Below are 17,468 nucleotides of genomic sequence, written 5' to 3' on the forward strand. Positions count from 1 at the left end.
CGACGGCAGGCTTCTATCACCCTCAGCGCAAGGCAGGACATGTCCGGACCCGACGTACAACTTGGCCGCGCTATCGTGGCAGCAGCAAAGGCAATGCAATGACCACCCCGATTCCTGACGGCGACTTTCGGTTCATCGCGCTGGACGTGGAAACCTCATGTGCGGACAGTGCCAGCATTTGTCAGATCGGGCTGGCCTGCGTCGGAACGCTCGGGTCCATCCAGAGCTATACGACCCTGGTCGACCCACAGCTGCCCTTTGCTCCGTTCAATGTCGAACTGCACGGAATCGGCGCAGACACGGTGTGCGGGGCACCGACCTTTACCCAGATCTGGCCGCAGCTGTTGCCGCTCCTGACCCGTCATCCACTGGTTCAACACAGCCGATTTGACGAAAAGGCAATCGCGGCGGCCTGCAAGATGCACGGGCTGGCCAGCCCCCGCCTTCAGTGGAGCAACAGTGTGACAATTGCGCGAAAGGCCTGGCCCGAGCTCAAGGGCAGCGGTGGTCACGGGTTGGCCAACCTCAAAGAGGTTCTGGGTCTTGTGTTCAAACACCATGATGCCGGCGAAGATGCCCGCGCTGCGGCGCTGGTCACCCTGCAGGCCGAACAAAAAATGGGTCGGTCGTTTGCTGAAATCACCGGCCACCGGCATGGGTTTCAGCTGTCCTTTCAGTTTTGAGACCTGAATTCCCGGCGGCGCTTCCCATCCGATTTCCAGCGGCATTGGGCGCAGGAAAGACCCGACCCCTTCCCCGCTCGAATAAACAGGCGGCTTGACTCATCTCAAGGCCCCCTTTGCTCGCTCCAGATATGACCGCTGCCAACGAAGACCTCCGTCAGGCTGCGGCCGACGCATAATCTGACCATTCGGAGCAACGACCATGATCGTCGAATTTGGCCATTTTGCCCTGTGTGTGGCGTTGATCGCCGCCATCGTGCAATCGGTGATCCCCCTTTGGGGCGCACAACGGGGCAATACCGCAGCCATGCGGGTTGCCGACACTGCCGCCCAGATCCAATTTCTGGGCGTTGCCATTGCCTTTGGGGTTTTGACACACGCATTTGTGACGTCGGATTTCTCTGTCCTGACCACAGCGTTGAATTCCCATTCCGGCAAACCGATGCTGTACAAGATCACAGGCGTCTGGGCCAACCACGAAGGGTCGATGTTGCTGTGGGTGCTGATGCTGGCGCTGTTCGGTGTTCTTATTTCTGTCTTTGGGCGCATAATACCCGTGGCGATGCGCGCCACGGTTCTGGCGGTTCAGGCGATGATCGGTGTGGGGTTCTACGCGTTTATCCTGCTGACATCGAACCCGTTTGAACGCCTGCCTATGCCGCCGATGGATGGACAGGGGATGAATCCGTTGCTGCAGGATCCCGGCGTCGCTTTTCATCCGCCGCTTTTGTATCTGGGTTACGTTGGTTTCTCGACGGCCTTTTCCTTTGCCGTAGCTGCGCTGATCACCGGCCGGGTCGATCCGGCCTGGGCCCGTTGGATGCGGCCCTGGGTGTTGCTGGCCTGGTCCGGGCTGACCGCTGGCATCGCTCTGGGGTCCTGGTGGGCCTACTATGAACTCGGCTGGGGCGGGTTCTGGTTTTGGGACCCGGTCGAAAACGCATCCTTCATGCCGTGGCTGATCGGAACTGCTCTGTTGCATTCCGCCATCGTGGTGGAAAAGCGAAATGCCCTGCTGAAATGGACCATCTTGTTGGCCATCCTGACGTTTTCGCTGTCGTTGATCGGCACGTTCCTAGTGCGCTCGGGCATTTTGACCTCGGTCCACGCTTTTGCCACTGACCCCGAACGCGGTGTGTTCATCCTGTTGCTGCTGGCCATTGCCATCGGCGGCGCGCTCAGTCTGTTTGCCTGGCGCGCACCCGCGATGGAAGATGGCGGTGTCTTTGCCATCTGGTCGCGTGAAACCGGCCTGCTGGTCAACAATCTGCTTCTGTCGGCGGGCTGTGGCATCGTCTTTGTGGGGACCATGTACCCCCTGGTGCTGGAAGTGGTGACCGGCGACAAGATTTCGGTCGGGGCTCCCTATTTCAATCAGGCATTCCTGCCGGTGTTCGGTGCCGTGATGCTGGGTGCAGGAATTGGGCCATTTCTGTCATGGAAACGGGCGCGAAAGCACGATGTTTTCCGTCGCGTTGCCATGACCACTGTCCTTTCGGCCGCTCTGACGGGTCTATTGGCCGTCGTTCTCCGTCTGTTGGACCCTGCAGGCCTGTTCGGTGCCTTTGTGGCGTTGTGGCTGGCTATTGCGACCTGTCAGGACCTCCTGCATCGTTCCGGCTTTCCCGGCGTGCCGCTCGGCATTCTGTTGCGCCGAATGGTTGGATTGCCCCGTTCGGCCTGGGGAATGTACCTGGGGCATCTGGGGCTTGCCATAGCGGCAGCCGGTGTTGTTGCGGTGTCTGTGTGGAAGGTTGAAGTCATCCAATCGGTAGAACCCGGCGTGCCCATGCCTGTCGGAGCCTATGAATTCACCCTCCAAGGGGTCTCGGAAACCCTGGGACCGAATTATGAGGCACTCACGGCCACGATTATCGTCACCCAAGACGGTGCCCCTGTCACCACTTTGCACCCGGAACGGCGCTGGTATCCGATTGAACAAAAGCCATCGACCGAAGCGGGAATTGTGACGCTTTGGCACGGTGACCTCTATGGTGTGCTGGGGGATCCCGACGGTCAGGGCGGTTGGGTCACACGGTACTATTATAATCCAGGGGTACCTTGGATGTGGTTGGGCGCTCTGCTGATCACCTTTGCCGCACTTGTGTCCCTGACCGACCGGCGGCTGCGTATCGGAGCTCCATCCGGCAAACGCAACCGGCCCGCCCCCCCTGCTGTGCAACCTGCCGAATGAGGCCCGCAATGACCCGCTTTCTGACCTTCATTGCCCTGATACTGTCCCTCGCCACCGGCGCGCTGGCGCTGGATTCCGAGGAGATGTTCACCGACCCCGCACAAGAGGCCCGCGCCCGAGATATCGGTCGCCAGCTGCGGTGTCTGAAATGCCGGAACCAATCAATTTTTGACTCCAATGCCGGCCTGGCGCGGGACCTGCGCGTCGTGGTGCGCGAACGGATGGATGCAGGGGACAGTGATCAACAGGTGCTGGATTACGTTCACGAACGCTTTGGCGACTTTGTGCTGCTGAATCCTCCGGTCTCGCCCAAAACATACGCGCTGTGGGCCGCGCCGGTGCTGTTGGTGCTGATGTCCATCGCAGGGGCTGCTGTCTACCTGCGCCAGCGCCCGACACTGCGAACCTCTAGCGGGGCCTTGTCTGACGCAGACCGCGCCGAAGCCCGCAAGCTGTTGAAGGGGGATCAGGAATGATGTTCTGGATCGTCATTACCACGACTGCCATCGCCGCCGGGTTTTGGATCGCGTGGCCATTTCTGCGCGCCAAGCCGGGCGAACTGTCTGGCGTAGACGGCGCGCTGTCGATCTATCGGGATCAGATGAAAGAAGTCGATCGAGATCGTGCCTCCGGCTTGATCAGCGCCACTGAGGCCGAAGCCGCAACATTGGAAATCGAACGCCGGGCGCTGCATGTGTCACGACAGAATGAACGAGCTCTGGTTGCGTCACGCGGCGCACCTATGGCAACGCTGGGCCTGACCGCCGTCACAGCGATTTTGGGCTTGGCGCTGTATGCCGGATTGGGCGCGCCCGGCGCCCCCGACCAGCCATTGGCGGCGCGGGCCGACGACATCCTGCACCAAAAAGCCGAAGCGGGCGACCTGCGCAGCAGCATTCAATTATTGGCGCAAAAGGCCGAACAGGATCCTGAGAATCTGGACGCCTGGGTTCTGTTGGCACAGTCCTATGCTGTGATCGGGGAATACGCCAAATCGCGCGACGCCTATGGCAAAGCTGCCAGCCTCGCCACTGATCAACCCGAAATCCAATCGGCCTATGCCGAAGCCATCGTATCTGCCAACAACGACGTGGTTTCCGCCGAGGCCAGGGAGCTGTTTTTGCAACTGGCCCAGGATTTCAACGACCCACGGGCCCATTATTATCTGTCTTTGGCCAAGGCCCAGGCACAGGATTATCAGGGCGCATTGGTTGGCTGGGTCACCTTGCTCGACTCCTCTGATCCATCTGCACCCTGGGTGCCTTTGGTCCGTCGCGACATCGTTGATGTGGCCCGGACCATCGGGGCGGATCTGCGTCAGATCCTGCCCGATGCAACCCCTGCCGAAATCAAAGCCGCCCAAAACAATGTGGCGTCCGGACCGGCTCTGAGTTCTGCGGCGGATATCGCCAATCTCGCGAACCGTCTTGCCAAAACCCCCAGGGATTTCAAAGGCTGGATCGAACTCGCCCGCCTGTATGTCGACAGCAATGATCCGGATGCGGCCCGGGACGCGTTGAACACCGCACGGGTGGAATATGCCAATGCCCCGTTCGTCAGCCGCAAGATTGACGAGGCTGAGCAAGCCTTGGGTCTTGCGCTTAACAAGGGGCCGGACGCAGCCGCAGTGGCTGCGATGTCAGAGTTGAGCCAGGGTGAACGTGATCAGATGATCGACGATATGGTCGCAGGGCTGGCCGACCGCTTGCAGGATGATCCCATGGATCTGGACGGTTGGGTCATGCTGGTGCGCTCCTATGCGACATTGGGTCGGGATGAACAGGCAAAACAGGCGTATAAAACCGCATTGACTGTTTTCGAAACTGACACGGTTTCCCTGGCCACATTGAAAGAGGCTGCCGGACAGTTGGTCCAGCGCTGAATACGCAATCGGGGCCCGACACGTATCGAAGGTCAAATGTCATGCGCTTTGGCCGATCATGGGGCCAGGCGAAACGTAAACAGGCCGGGGAAACCCCGGCCTGTTGTCATTTTTATGGTATAGCGACTGTTACGCTTTGCCTTTCCACGGCACCATGAGACGCTCCATCCAGCGCATCAGCATATCGATGCCGAACCCGATGACACCAATCAGGATTATCCCCATGATGACGATATCGGTGTTCTGGAACTTGGAAGCGACCATGATCATCATGCCGGCCCCCTTTTCGGCGGCCACCAGTTCAGCAGCCACAACTGTCCCCCAACAAACGCCCATGGCGACGCGGGCTCCGGTAAAGATTTCCGGCAGCGAGTTTGGCATGATCACATAGCGCATGATCTGCACTTTGCTGGCACCCAGGCTATAGGCCGCGTGGACCTTGGAAATATTCACGCCGGACACACCCGAACGGGCAGCAATCGCCATGATCCACAATGCGGCCAGGAACAACAGGATGATCTTGCCCGCTTCACCGATCCCGGCCCAGATGATGACCAGCGGGATCAACGCAAGCGGTGGCACCGGGCGCATGAATTCGACGATCGGGTCGAACCATCCACGGAACCAATTGGACAACCCCATGGCATATCCCAATGGGATACCGACCAAAGCCCCCAGAACGAAACCCATCACAACGCGCATCAACGAAAAGCCGAGATGTTCCAGAAGGGTGGTATCGCGGAAACCCTCGGAGGCAATTTCAGCCAGCCGGACGGCCACGTCTTCGGGGGCCGGCAACCAGATCGGCTCCATTTGCCAGCCTTTGTTCGGTTCAAAGTTCAATGTCCCCTTGGGCGACATTCCAACCCGTCCAAAATCGGTTTCGACCGACCCACCCGGTGCAATTGGCGTTCCGTTGACAGCGACGACTTTTGCGCCTTCGCTGCGGCCAATTTCGTCATTCTTGTCGACCCGGATCAAACCACTGCGCCACATTCCAATGGTGGCACTGTCGTTCTTGGCCCAGCCGTCACCGGGGTCGACTTCGGGTTTGTCCACCTGCTGATCGACGGGATGCACCAACACCGTCACCGTGGCGGTGTCGCGGTCACCATTTTCTGCCTGCGCGGTATATTCAAAGGACGCTTCGCCCTCGAACGGTCCCGGAGCATGCAAAAAGCCAGGCAGCAGGGTCGAGCCGGTAAAGATCCCCCACATGACAAAGATGGTCACGACCGAAATCACGCTGGCCACCCGGTCAGAGACAACCGCGCTTTCATCACCAAAGGTCACGGTCTTGAGCGACGTGTAGTCGTGTTTGGCGGTGCGATGCACCAGGAACTTCACAATATAGAACGCACCGATAAAAATCGCAGCATAAAGGAGAAACGGTATCATTGTGCGGCCTCCGTGCGTCCCATGATTTCTTCTTCCATGTCCCAGATCATGCCCAGGATCTCATCGCGTTTGACGGCAAAATCAGGATGTTTCTTGACTTCACGCAGATCCTGCCCAACGCCCATATCAGCAAACGGCAGGTTATATTCCTTGTGAATGCGCCCCGGGCGTGGCGCCATGACCAGCAGGCGTTCGCCCAACAACAGCGCCTCTTCGACCGAATGGGTGATCAGGATAATGGTCTTGCCGGTTTCCTTCCACAGTTTCAAAACGAGCGATTGCATCTTTTCCCGGGTCAGCGCATCCAATGCGCCCAACGGTTCGTCCATCAGGATCACATCGGGATCATTGGCCAGGCAACGCGCCAACGCCACCCGCTGCTGCATCCCGCCAGACAGTTCGTAAACGGCCTTTTCCTTGAAGTCCTGAAGCCCGACCACATCCAACAGGTGATCGACAATTTCGACCTTGTCGAGTTTTGGCATTCCCTTCATCGACGGGCCGAAACCCACGTTTTCACGCACGCTCATCCATTCAAACAGGGCACCTTTTTGAAACACCATGCCGCGTTCGGCATCCGGGCCGATCACGCGGTGGCCGTTCATGACGATCTGACCTTCGGTCGGTGCCAGGAAACCAGCCAGAATATTCAATAATGTCGTCTTGCCGCAGCCCGAAGGGCCGAGCACGCTCATCAATTCACCTTCTTTGAGATGCAGGGAGACATCTTTCAGCGCCTGAACCGATCCGCCATTGGGCAGATCGAAACGCATCGAGATGTTTTCTATGGAAAGTCCAGACATACGGGCGACCTCGCGCGTTGTATGTTATCATTTTCGGACAGCTGGGAACGGCGGTGTGCCCCGGCTGTGCAGGGAAGTGGTGACAAAAAGGGCGGGGTTCGTCGCGAACGCCCGCCCAATGTGCAATCAGCGATTACTGAGCCGCGCCCAGAGGACCGGCGTTCACAGCGTTTTCATAGCTATCCAGCGCCGAATCAATCGACCCGGCGGTCACGAACACGTCAGCCACACCCTTCATGAATGTCTGAGCGTTGCCACCCAGCCACGTCTGCGACAACTGCTCTTCGACGCCCGGGAATTTCATGGTCGAAATCGCGCTGCGCGCCGAGTCGATGTCCATGCCGGATTCCTTGGCAATCACGGCCAGCATCTCGTCGCCACCGGCACCCGAGTTCCACTTTTCGTTGGCAGCCGCTGTGACGCTGAGGAATGTGGAAACAACGTCGCTGCTTTCGGCGACAAACCCTGCAGGGGCCGATGTCACGTCAAACACCAGGATACCCAGTTCTTCTTTTTCCGCACCGGTCAAAAGCGTGTTGCCATGCTCCTTCATGCGGCCCAATCCGCCGCCATAGCCACAGGCAAAATCGACGGCACCCTGGGCCAGCGCAGCTGCGCCTTCTGGGGGTGCCATGTCAACGATGTCCAGCGACGCCAGATCAATTCCAAAGTGGTCCATCTGGCGCAGGAAGCCATAGTGGGCCGCAGTTCCCATTGGAACAGCCACTTTCTTGCCCGCCAGTTCGCTGGCCGAATCTTTGTCCACTTCCAAATCGGCACGTACGACACAGTTGTCATTTTCCGAGTAAGACACCGCAACGTCGAGAACCTGGATGTCCTGACCGGCGCTGGCCGCGACGACGAAAGGCGGCACACCTTGGCTGACCGAAATCTGAACGTCGCCCGACGCCATGGCCGCGCTCATTGCTGTGCCGGTTTCAAAGCTGACCCAGTTCACTGTCATTCCCAGAGCTTCGTCATAGGATTTGTCGGCTTTTGCCGCCAGGAAGGGCATGGGCCATTCTAGGAAATACCCAACGGTCAGCTCTTCGGCGACGGCCGCCTGCGCCGTGACGGCTGCGGCGGCTGCAAATGCGAAGCTCTTGATTTTGTTTTTGATCATCTTTTTCTCCCAGTTGATCATTTTGGACAGCCCCTTTCGAGCCCTGCCCAGTCGTGTTTTTTGGGATTAAGACCCCGTGAGATCCAGTTCCCTTTATTTTTTTGACGGTTATCCCGCTCTTAGGCTGCGACACCCTGACTTTGGAGTCCAGAGACTTGATTGAATTCAAACTGCATGACAGCTTCTCAATTTGCTCCGGGCCAAGGGTTGACCCAAACAATGTTCATGGTTGGGCTGCTACGATACTCCCAGTTTCACTCCCCGACTAAGTCCAGATTTCAATCTGCTTCCAGTTTATCCCGAACCCGCATCAATCCCATAGCCAAACCAGCGCCTCTGACCTGGATGTCACGGAACCGATAATTGCGCATGCCGGTAACCGGGAACGGCAGGCTTTCGGCACCTGCGCCCAACGCCCGCTGGGCCAGAACCTTGCCCATGACAAGAGACATCGCGACACCACGGCCATTATAGCCCAGCCCCGCAAAGATCCCCGGTTCCGGTTCGTGCAGATGCGGGACATGATCTGATGTCAGCGCAATTTCACCCCCCCAGCGATATGTCCATTTGACCCCCTTGAGGCTGGGAAAGATCCTGGGGGCATCTTGCAGCAGCCACCTGAAGCCGCCTGTGCCACCGAAAGGTTTACGAAACCCGATGCCCCCGAACACCATTTGGTTACCAGGTTCGCGACGGGCGTACATGATCAGACGTCGGGTATCGGAAATCGTATGTCCTTGTGCCAGAATCGGACCGATTTGATCGTCGCTCAAAGGTTCGGTCGCGATCTGAACCGGTGTCAGCGGCAGGATAGAGCGTTTCAATCCCGGGATCAGATCATCGGTATACCCATTGGTTGCAACAATGATTGATTGCGCGCGCACCTGACCCTGATCAATATTGAGTACCCAATCAGCACCTTCACGGCGTGGCTGGCTGGCTCTGGCCCCCTCTATGATGCGCGCTCCGGCGGCAACGGCGGCGGCGGCAAGCCCGTATACCAGAGACAACGGTTGGACTGCACCGCCTTTGGGTGACAACACAGCCGAGCCATATCCGGACGCTCCGGTCAGACGCTGTACATCCGCTTGCCCCAGAAATTCGAACCCAGCACCGAAAGCGTTCCACAAACGCGCGGCCTTTTCCCAGGCTGTTCGGGCCTTGTCGCAGTGATTACACCGAACCCATCCATTTTGGCGCGCATCACATGCAATTCGATATTTCCGCACCAGATCAAACAGATCATCAGCCGAGCGCAAAGACACGTCTGCCATACGTTCAAAATAGACATCTCCCACGGCGCGGCGCAAATCTGCGGGATAGGTCACTGGCAACATCGGATTGACTTGCCCTCCGCTGCGCCCGGATGCACCGTATCCCAAGGTTTCCGCCTCGAGCACGATCACATCGGTTCCGGCTTCGGCCATTTCCAACGCCGCGCGCAGACCTGTAAAGCCGCCACCAACAACCAGAACGTCACAGCACAGATCTCCACTGGCTCCCAGACCGATTGGGGGTTTGGGAGCCGTGACCCGCCACAGTGAATTGACGTCCATCATTCTCACCCTCATCGCAGTTTTATCTAACCTGTCGCCAGTTTGCTGGTCTGCCAAGCTCACACTCTGTCCAGGTGGTCATGAAATTTGATCATTTTTATCAAACCTATTTATTTTCAGCATCTTATGATTTTCCACCCTCGCTCTGGCGTTACGGGATTTGGGAATCTGGCCCTATATTCCACCACGGTTTCCATGTGTGGTGACTTATCGCAAATAGCCCCGGTCAGCGGGGGCGCGCGCAAAGCGTCTCATATAGAATGAAAGGACATGTCATGGACGGCACGTTCAACGAAAACGATCTTTCCCGCGTGGTCGAAGCCGACAAGGCTCACCTGTGGCACCACCTGTTCCAGCACAAGGCGCTGGAAACATCGGATCCCCGCATCATAGTCGAAGGCAAGGACATGCGCGTCTGGGATCAGAACGGCAAGGAATTCCTGGATGCCGTTTCAGGTGGCGTCTGGACCGTCAATGTTGGCTATGGCCGTGAATCCATTGCCAAGGCCGTCTACGAGCAATTGATGAAAGTGTGCTATTTCGCCAACTCGGCCGGTTCGATACCCGGATCGCTGTTTGCGCAAAAGCTGATCAGCAAAATGCCCGGCATGAGCCGCGTCTATTACACCAACTCCGGGTCCGAAGCGAACGAGAAGGTGTTCAAGATGGTGCGCCAGATCGCGCACAAGCGTTATGGCGGCAAGAAAACCAAGATCCTGTATCGCGACCGCGATTATCATGGTTCGACTCTGGCGACCATGTCGGCCGGTGGGCAGGACGAGCGCACCGCACAATATGGCCCGTTTGCGCCCGATTTCGTGCGCGTGCCCCACTGCATGGAATACCGCAAGCACGAATTGGGCCTGGAAGACCTGTCCGGCGAAGCCTTTGGCCAGGCCTGTGCCGATGCCATCGAAGAGGTGATCCTGCGCGAAGGTCCGGAAACTGTCGGCCTGCTGTGTCTGGAACCGGTGACGGCCGGTGGTGGCGTGATCGAAGCGCCCGAAGGGTATTGGGAGCGGGTCCAGGAGATCTGCAAGAAGTACGACGTGCTGCTGCATATCGACGAAGTTGTCTGTGGTGTCGGCCGCACCGGCACCTGGTTTGGTTATCAACAGTACGGTATCAAACCCGACTTTGTGACCATGGCCAAAGGTGTGGCGTCCGGATACGCCGCGATTGCCTGCATGACCACCACCGAAGACGTCTTTGACCTGTTCAAGGATGACGCCTCGGATCCGATGAACTACTTCCGTGACATCTCGACGTTTGGGGGCTGCACTGCCGGCCCTGCGGCTGCTTTGGAAAACATGCGCATCATCGAAGACGAAGACCTGTTGGGCAATTGCGCCAACATGGGTGATCGGATGATGGGCAATCTTCAGGCGCTCATGGAAAAGCACAAGGTGATCGGTGACGTGCGTGGCAAGGGCCTGTTCCTGGGGGCCGAGCTGGTCGCAGACCGGTCAACAAAAGAACCTGTCGCAGAAAAGCTGGCCCAGCAGGTTGTGGCCGAATGTGGTGCCCAAGGCGTCATCATCGGTGTGACCAACCGCTCGATCCCGAGCCGCAACAACACCCTGTGCTTCAGCCCCGCGCTGATCGCCACGGCTGATGACATCGACAAGATCACGGATTCCGTTGATGTCGCCCTGACACGCGTCTTCGGGTAACCAAGACGTTGCCCTCACCCCGGTTTCTTCCCCTGGGGTGAGGGCGCTTCCGCGCCGCAAGCGCCCAAGAAAATTCACAAATTTTCTTACCAAAATTCTTTCTCCAAGAATTTTCCGCCCTCAAAACGCCGCAGCTTCAACCAGATACGGACACCTTGCAAAAGGGCGAATTGTGTCACCGCGCCGTTGACCAAACAGGTCCACCTGCTTTCCGCCCGGCGACTGATCACAAAATAGCGGCACCGGTTCAGCACCGGCACCGCTTGTTCCGTCTGTGTTTGACCGCCCCTCACGCAAAGCCAGGCGACGCTAATGCGATCTGCTAGACCATCTGAAACAGGATCCCGCTGACAATCGCGCCAGCGATCCCCAGCCCCAGATAAGTAAAGAACACCTGCGGCTTCACCAGTGACCAGACTGCCGCCATCGCCGGGATCGAGCTGATCGCGCCAGCAACCATGAACGCCATTGCAGCACCAGCGCTCATGCCCTGCTCCATCAGCCCGGCCAACAGCGGCGGTGCAACGTAGGAGTTCAGATAGGCAGGCATCCCGACCAGGGCCGCAACTGCGATCGGAACAACCCCTTCGCCACCAACAGCCTGAGCAATCAGGTCTGCAGGGACATAATTCACCAGCAGCGCTTCCAGAACATACGCCAAGGCCAGCCACTTTAGCAAAAACAGACCATTGCTGACAAACTCGGCCTTGAACACTGCGCGACGCGGCTCTTCCTGCCAGAACGCCCAATGGGGTTTGGGGTCCTCCACCTTGGTGCCGCCACAGCAACCAGATGGCTTGTACACCTTGAGCGGAGCCGCAAAGGCTCCATGCCCTTTCAAGGCGCGAATGGCAAACCCGCCGAATAGACCCAGGCCGACGGCCGCCACGGCCTTGCCAATTGCAAACGGCCACCCCAGAGCACCGGCCGTGATCAACAATGTGGGTGGGTCAATCAACGGCGAGCTCAGCCAGAACGCCATGACTGCCGACAAAGGAGCCCCAAGCGCCAACAAACCGGCAATGAATGGGATGACTTCACAGGAACAGAACGGAGCCAGGCCTCCGAAAAGAGCCGCCAAAAGGATCATGCGGGTTTCGCGCCCCTCAAAGGCCCGCGCCACCAGAACTTCGGCCCCCGTCGCTTTGAGATACGCCAACAGCAAAACGGCAAACAGGATGTATCGGGCCGTATGGGCCAGAGCCGCCAGCGCAAATCCCACAACCTCCCGAACGTTGCCGGGATCCAAAACCGCAACCGCGATCAACAGCACGACACTCACGGTCCAGGGCGTTTTCACCCACCCCGTCCAATCCCGCCGCGCAGAGGTACTTTGTGCAATATCAGCCATCGTTTGCAGCCTTTTTATCTTCATCCTGACAGCATTCGTTCAAAATGAACCCCGCCAACGCTTCCAATTGTGTGAACCTGGCCCGATTGATGACCTGACGCCCGGATTTCTCCTGATCAACCAGATCCGCCCCGGACAGGAATTTGAGATGATGCGCCAATGTAGATGGCGCAATGCCCGTGCGGTCCTGAATCTCTCCGACGGTCAACCCCGCATGACCGGCGCGGATCAATGTGCGCAATACCTTGAGCCTTGCTTCGGACCCCATAGCCGCGAATCCCTGCGCTGCCATTTCCCATTGCATGTTGATTCTCCTAAAACCTATTAAACTAGTTTTATAGTTTCTTTTGCGAAATTCAACCCACTTGTTCCACAAAAGCGGCCCGCCACACCGAACGCTCAAAGAAAAACGATCACTATTGGCTTTTTCCAATATGTCCAGATTGCACCTGGATTAAGTCCAAACTAGTCTGCCCTCATGGCAATCTCAGTCGATACCTTCTTTCTCAATCCCGACGTACAGGGCACCCTGCAATCCCAAATTCAGCAAATGATTGCTGAGGGGATTCTTTCAGGGCGGTTTCATGTCGGGGAAAAACTCCCCTCCTCACGCAAATTGGCGGCCCACTTAGGGATCAGCCGGATTACCGTGACCCTGGCCTATACGGAACTTTTGGCCAATGACTACATCACCTCGCGCGGCCGCTCGGGATATTATGTTTCCGAAAACGCACCGATTCCGCCGACCTATGCGCCGACGACCAGAACTCAGGATCGCGTTGATTGGTCCCGGGCCTTGGCCCGAACCTTCACCGGCGGAGACACGCCGCGCAAGCCGTTGGATTGGCATCAGCTAAAGTATCCGTTCATCTATGGTCAGGCCGATCCCACATTGTTTGATCACGCAAACTGGCGCCTGTGCGCCATGCGGGCTTTGGGGCACAAGGATTTCACCCCGATGACAGTCGATTATTTCGACCAGGACGATCCGTTGTTGGTGGAATACATCGCCCGACACACCTTGCCACGGCGCGGTGTCACCGCGCGCCCCGAAGAGATCCTCATCACTTTGGGAGCCCAGAACGCGCTTTGGCTTGCTTCTCAGATTCTGCTGGGCCCGGATCGCAAGGCCGCCATCGAAGACCCATGCTATTATTCGCTGCGCGATCTGTTGGTTCAATCGCGCTGTCAGCTGGACCCGATAGCCGTGGATCGCGATGGCCTGCGCCCCGAAGCGATTACAGCCAACACAGATGTCATCTTTACCACGCCCAGCCACCATGCACCTACGACCGCGACAATGCCGGTCGAGCGCAGAAAGCGTTTGTTGGAGCGCGCAAGGCAACTGGATGCTCTGATCGTCGAAGACGACTATGATTTCGAGATGGCATTTCTGGCCGCGCCATCGCCCGCTCTCAAATCCATGGATGAAGACGGGCGTGTCATCTATACGGGCAGCTTTTCGAAATCTTTGTTTCCTGGCTTGCGCCTTGGATATCTGGTGGGGTCCGAACCCTTTATTCGTCAGGCACGCGCCCTGCGGGCCAGCGTCCTGCGCCACCCGCCTGGCCACGTCCAACGTACGGCGGCCTATTTTCTGTCATTGGGTCACTACGACGCTCAGATCAGGCGGACAGCCACAGCTTTACACGAACGCCGGCGAACTCTCGAAGATGCTGTCGCCAAACACAAACTCACCATTGCCGGGCGCGGCGTCTATGGCGGGTCTTCCTTGTGGATGCAGGCTCCGGACCGGATCGACACCACCAGACTGGCCGAAATCCTGCGCGAAGAGGACGTGTTGATCGAACCAGGCGCACCGTTTTTTCACGCATCGAACCGCAAACACAATTTCTATCGGCTCGGGTATTCGTCGATTGCGCCGTCTCGCATCGAACCCGGCGTCGAAAAAATAGCGAGCGCGATTCGCAAAATGTAGCATCTGGCGTTAACCGGCCAGTTAATCTGGCCCTAACCCCTTTTCCAGTGACTCCCTAAACCAGAAACATCCCGGCATCCCGCCGGCCGTTTTTGATTACCCATGGGGAGTGCTCGCACATGAAAATGACCACTGAAGAGGCGTTTGTCAAAACGTTGCAGTTGCATGGCATTGAACATGCCTTTGGGATCATCGGTTCTGCGATGATGCCGATTTCTGATATTTTTGAGCCTGCGGGTATCACTTTTTGGGATTGTGCCCACGAAGGGTCCGGTGGGATGATGGCGGATGGCTATACGCGCGCCACCGGCAAGATGTCGATGATGATCGCCCAGAACGGCCCCGGCATCACCAACTTTGTGACCGCCGTCAAAACCGCCTATTGGAACCACACACCGCTGCTGCTGGTCACCCCGCAGGCCGCCAACAAGACCATGGGTCAGGGTGGTTTCCAGGAAATGGAACAGATGCGCATGTTCGCCGACTGCGTCTGCTATCAGGAAGAGGTCCGCGACCCGACCCGCATGGCCGAAGTCCTGAACCGCGTGATCATGCAGGCGAAACGCAATTCCGCCCCCGCCCAGATCAACGTGCCGCGCGATTATTTCACCCAAGTGGTCGACATTGACCTGCCCGCAGTTGTCGACTTTGAACTGCCCGCAGGCGGTGCCGATGCCGTGAGCCAGGCGGCCGAGCTGCTGTCAGGTGCCAAATTCCCGGTCATCCTGAACGGTGCTGGTGTTGTCATCGGCGGCGCGATCCCGGCCTCGATGGCTCTGGCCGAACGCCTGGATGCGCCGGTCTGTGTTGGCTATCAGCACAACGACGCCTTCCCCGGGTCGCACCCGCTGTTTGCCGGTCCGCTGGGCTATAACGGCTCCAAGGCCGGAATGGAGCTGATCTCCAAGGCGGACGTCGTGCTGGCTCTGGGCACCCGTCTGAACCCGTTCTCGACCCTGCCCGGCTATGGCATCGACTATTGGCCGACGGATGCCAAAATCATCCAGGTCGACATCAACCCCGACCGTATCGGCCTGACCAAGAAAGTCAGCGTCGGCATCGTGGGCGACGCCAAGGCCGTGGCCAACACCATCCTGGAAAAGCTGGCTGACACGGCCGGTGACGAAGGCCGCGCCGCGCGCAAGGACCTGATCGCCACCACCAAATCGGCCTGGGCCCAGGAACTGTCGTCGATGGACAGCGAGCAGGACGATCCAGGCACCACCTGGAACCAGCGCGCCCGCGATGCCAAACCCGACTGGCTGTCCCCGCGCCGCGCATGGCGGGCGATCCAGGCCGCTCTGCCGGGCGATGCGATCATCTCTTCGGACATCGGCAACAACTGTGCCATCGGCAACGCCTATCCCAGCTTCGAAGACGGCCGCAAATACCTGGCCCCGGGCCTGTTCGGTCCCTGTGGCTATGGTCTGCCTGCGGTTGTTGGTGCGAAAATCGGCTGCCCGGACGTTCCGGTTGTCGGCTTCTCGGGGGATGGCGCATTTGGCATCGCCGTGACCGAACTGACCGCGATTGGCCGCGAAGAATGGCCCGCCGTGACCCAGGTTGTGTTCCGCAACTATCAGTGGGGCGCGGAAAAGCGCAACTCGACCCTGTGGTTTGACGACAACTTTGTCGGCACCGAGTTGGACACCCAGGTGTCTTATGCCGGCATCGCCAATGCCTGTGGTCTCAAAGGCGTGATCGCGCGCACCATGGACGAATTGACCGACGCCCTGCGCCAGGCCTGCGAAGACCAGAAAAAAGGCATCACCACCCTGATCGAAGCCATGATCAACCAGGAACTCGGTGAACCCTTCCGCCGCGACGCAATGAAAAAACCCGTCGCAGTCGCTGGTATCAGCAAAAACGACATGAAACCGCAGCAGGTTTGATAGGTGTCCTTGCCCTTTGACCTTACTACAGGCCAAGGGGCCTACCTGGCCGCCGCACTTGTTGCGGCGGCCTTTATCCGGGGCTTTTCCGGCTTTGGCTTTTCCGCCATTTTTATCATTCTGGCGGCGTTAACCACCAATCCGCTGCCACTGATCCCAGTGGTGTTCTCTTGTGAGATCGCCATGACCACCTTTCAGGCCCGAGGCATTCGCCCCCATATCGACTGGCGTCGTGCGATCTTTTTGCTGGTGGGTGCGGGGTTGGCCACCGTGCCTTCCATTGCAGTCATGTCCCAACTGGGAGAGAACGAAGCCCGTCTTGCCATTTCGTCAATGATCCTGGTGCTTTCTCTGGTTCTTCTCAGCGGGTGGAAGTTGCGCCAACCGGTGGTAGGCAAAGGCAATATTGGCATAGGCATGATCGCCGGGATCGCCAATAGCGCCGGTGTCGGCGGCCTGCCAGTGGCGGCGTTCCTGGCTGCTCAACCGATTCAGGCCGCTGTTTTTCGCGCCACGATGATCGTTTTTCTAACCGGAATCGATGTCATGGCACTGCCGGTGATGGCCGCCAATGGTTTGGTCGGGTCAGATACGTTTGTCGGAATTGTCCTGGCCTTTCCCTTGTTGGGACTGGGCATCTGGGCCGGGAGCAAACAGTTTGCCACCGCATCACCGGATCTGTTTCGCCGCGCCATTGTGCTCCTGTTGTGCGTGCTGTCCTGTCTGAACCTCGCAAAGGTCATGGCATGACCAATGCGCCCCGCCTGACCCACCGTCGCAGGGTTCTGTCGATCACAGAAACTTTGCGGTCGCGTAAAACACCAATCAACATCTTGCACTACGTGCAAAACTAGGACCAAATCCCGATCACGACCTGACCCACGTAAAACTATCCCGAATTCTCGGGCAAAAAACAAAGAAACGACCGCATCTGTTTGCCCATCCGGCAGGAGGTGCATCCAACATTCCGACGC

Annotated in this window: 14 protein-coding genes; 8 read left to right on the forward strand and 6 right to left on the reverse strand. The window is 58.2% G+C overall.

Features of this window, described 5'->3' with window-relative positions; all coding sequences use genetic code 11:
- The first annotated feature begins 98 nt into the window (after nucleotides 1-98).
- From QEZ52_RS17860 to ccmI, 4 genes are all read left to right on the forward strand, one after another.
- Nucleotides 99-683: a 3'-5' exonuclease gene (locus tag QEZ52_RS17860; RefSeq protein WP_406645830.1), complete on the forward strand. Its 585-nt coding sequence runs from the start codon at nucleotides 99-101 to the stop codon at nucleotides 681-683.
- Between the two features lie 202 nt (nucleotides 684-885).
- Complete coding sequence (locus tag QEZ52_RS17865; RefSeq protein WP_406645831.1) at nucleotides 886-2,877, forward strand: heme lyase CcmF/NrfE family subunit; 1,992 nt, start codon at nucleotides 886-888, stop codon at nucleotides 2,875-2,877.
- A gap of 8 nt (nucleotides 2,878-2,885) precedes the next feature.
- Nucleotides 2,886-3,353, forward strand: coding sequence for a cytochrome c-type biogenesis protein (locus QEZ52_RS17870; protein ID WP_406645832.1), 468 nt, complete (start codon nucleotides 2,886-2,888; stop codon nucleotides 3,351-3,353).
- On the forward strand, nucleotides 3,350-4,759 hold the full coding sequence (gene ccmI, locus QEZ52_RS17875) for a c-type cytochrome biogenesis protein CcmI (protein WP_406645833.1): 1,410 nt from the start codon (nucleotides 3,350-3,352) through the stop codon (nucleotides 4,757-4,759). Before QEZ52_RS17870 ends, ccmI begins: the two co-directional genes overlap by 4 nt.
- Nucleotides 4,760-4,888: 129 nt before the next feature.
- Here the strand turns inward: ccmI and QEZ52_RS17880 are convergent, their stop codons facing one another.
- The 4 genes from QEZ52_RS17880 to QEZ52_RS17895 form a co-directional block, all read right to left on the reverse strand.
- Nucleotides 4,889-6,157 carry an ABC transporter permease gene (locus QEZ52_RS17880; RefSeq protein WP_406645834.1) on the reverse strand — a complete coding sequence of 423 codons (1,269 nt, stop codon included), beginning with the start codon at nucleotides 6,155-6,157 and terminating at the stop codon, nucleotides 4,889-4,891.
- Entirely contained in the window at nucleotides 6,154-6,960 is an 807-nt protein-coding gene (locus tag QEZ52_RS17885; protein ID WP_406645835.1) for a taurine ABC transporter ATP-binding protein, read from the reverse strand. Before QEZ52_RS17885 ends, QEZ52_RS17880 begins: the two co-directional genes overlap by 4 nt.
- Before the next feature lie 133 nt (nucleotides 6,961-7,093).
- Nucleotides 7,094-8,083 (reverse strand): ABC transporter substrate-binding protein, encoded by a 990-nt coding sequence (locus QEZ52_RS17890; RefSeq protein ID WP_406645836.1) that lies wholly within the window; start codon nucleotides 8,081-8,083, stop codon nucleotides 7,094-7,096.
- A 278-nt stretch (nucleotides 8,084-8,361) separates the two neighbouring features.
- Nucleotides 8,362-9,642 carry an NAD(P)/FAD-dependent oxidoreductase gene (locus QEZ52_RS17895; protein WP_406645837.1) on the reverse strand — a complete coding sequence of 427 codons (1,281 nt, stop codon included), beginning with the start codon at nucleotides 9,640-9,642 and terminating at the stop codon, nucleotides 8,362-8,364.
- Nucleotides 9,643-9,914: 272 nt separating this feature from the next.
- On the opposite strand from QEZ52_RS17895, the gene QEZ52_RS17900 reads away from it, so the two are divergent.
- The gene (locus tag QEZ52_RS17900) at nucleotides 9,915-11,312 is read left to right on the forward strand and encodes an aspartate aminotransferase family protein (RefSeq protein WP_406645838.1); all 1,398 of its coding nucleotides are present in this window, start codon (nucleotides 9,915-9,917) and stop codon (nucleotides 11,310-11,312) included.
- A gap of 322 nt (nucleotides 11,313-11,634) precedes the next feature.
- Here QEZ52_RS17900 and QEZ52_RS17905 read toward each other — a convergent pair whose 3' ends face one another.
- Nucleotides 11,635-12,663 carry a permease gene (locus QEZ52_RS17905; protein WP_406645839.1) on the reverse strand — a complete coding sequence of 343 codons (1,029 nt, stop codon included), beginning with the start codon at nucleotides 12,661-12,663 and terminating at the stop codon, nucleotides 11,635-11,637.
- Nucleotides 12,656-12,967 carry a helix-turn-helix transcriptional regulator gene (locus QEZ52_RS17910; protein ID WP_406645840.1) on the reverse strand — a complete coding sequence of 104 codons (312 nt, stop codon included), beginning with the start codon at nucleotides 12,965-12,967 and terminating at the stop codon, nucleotides 12,656-12,658. The genes QEZ52_RS17905 and QEZ52_RS17910 overlap by 8 nt, the downstream gene beginning before the upstream one ends.
- Before the next feature lie 174 nt (nucleotides 12,968-13,141).
- On the opposite strand from QEZ52_RS17910, the gene QEZ52_RS17915 reads away from it, so the two are divergent.
- From QEZ52_RS17915 to QEZ52_RS17925, 3 genes are all read left to right on the forward strand, one after another.
- Entirely contained in the window at nucleotides 13,142-14,602 is a 1,461-nt protein-coding gene (locus QEZ52_RS17915) for a PLP-dependent aminotransferase family protein (RefSeq protein ID WP_406645841.1), read from the forward strand.
- 119 nt (nucleotides 14,603-14,721) lie between these two features.
- On the forward strand, nucleotides 14,722-16,494 hold the full coding sequence (gene xsc / locus QEZ52_RS17920; protein WP_406645842.1) for a sulfoacetaldehyde acetyltransferase: 1,773 nt from the start codon (nucleotides 14,722-14,724) through the stop codon (nucleotides 16,492-16,494).
- Nucleotides 16,495-16,497: 3 nt separating this feature from the next.
- Nucleotides 16,498-17,244 (forward strand): TSUP family transporter, encoded by a 747-nt coding sequence (locus QEZ52_RS17925; RefSeq protein ID WP_406645843.1) that lies wholly within the window; start codon nucleotides 16,498-16,500, stop codon nucleotides 17,242-17,244.
- The last annotated feature ends 224 nt before the right edge of the window (nucleotides 17,245-17,468 follow it).

The organism is Aliisedimentitalea scapharcae (genome assembly GCF_045277565.1).
Lineage (GTDB): Bacteria > Pseudomonadota > Alphaproteobacteria > Rhodobacterales > Rhodobacteraceae > Aliisedimentitalea > Aliisedimentitalea scapharcae.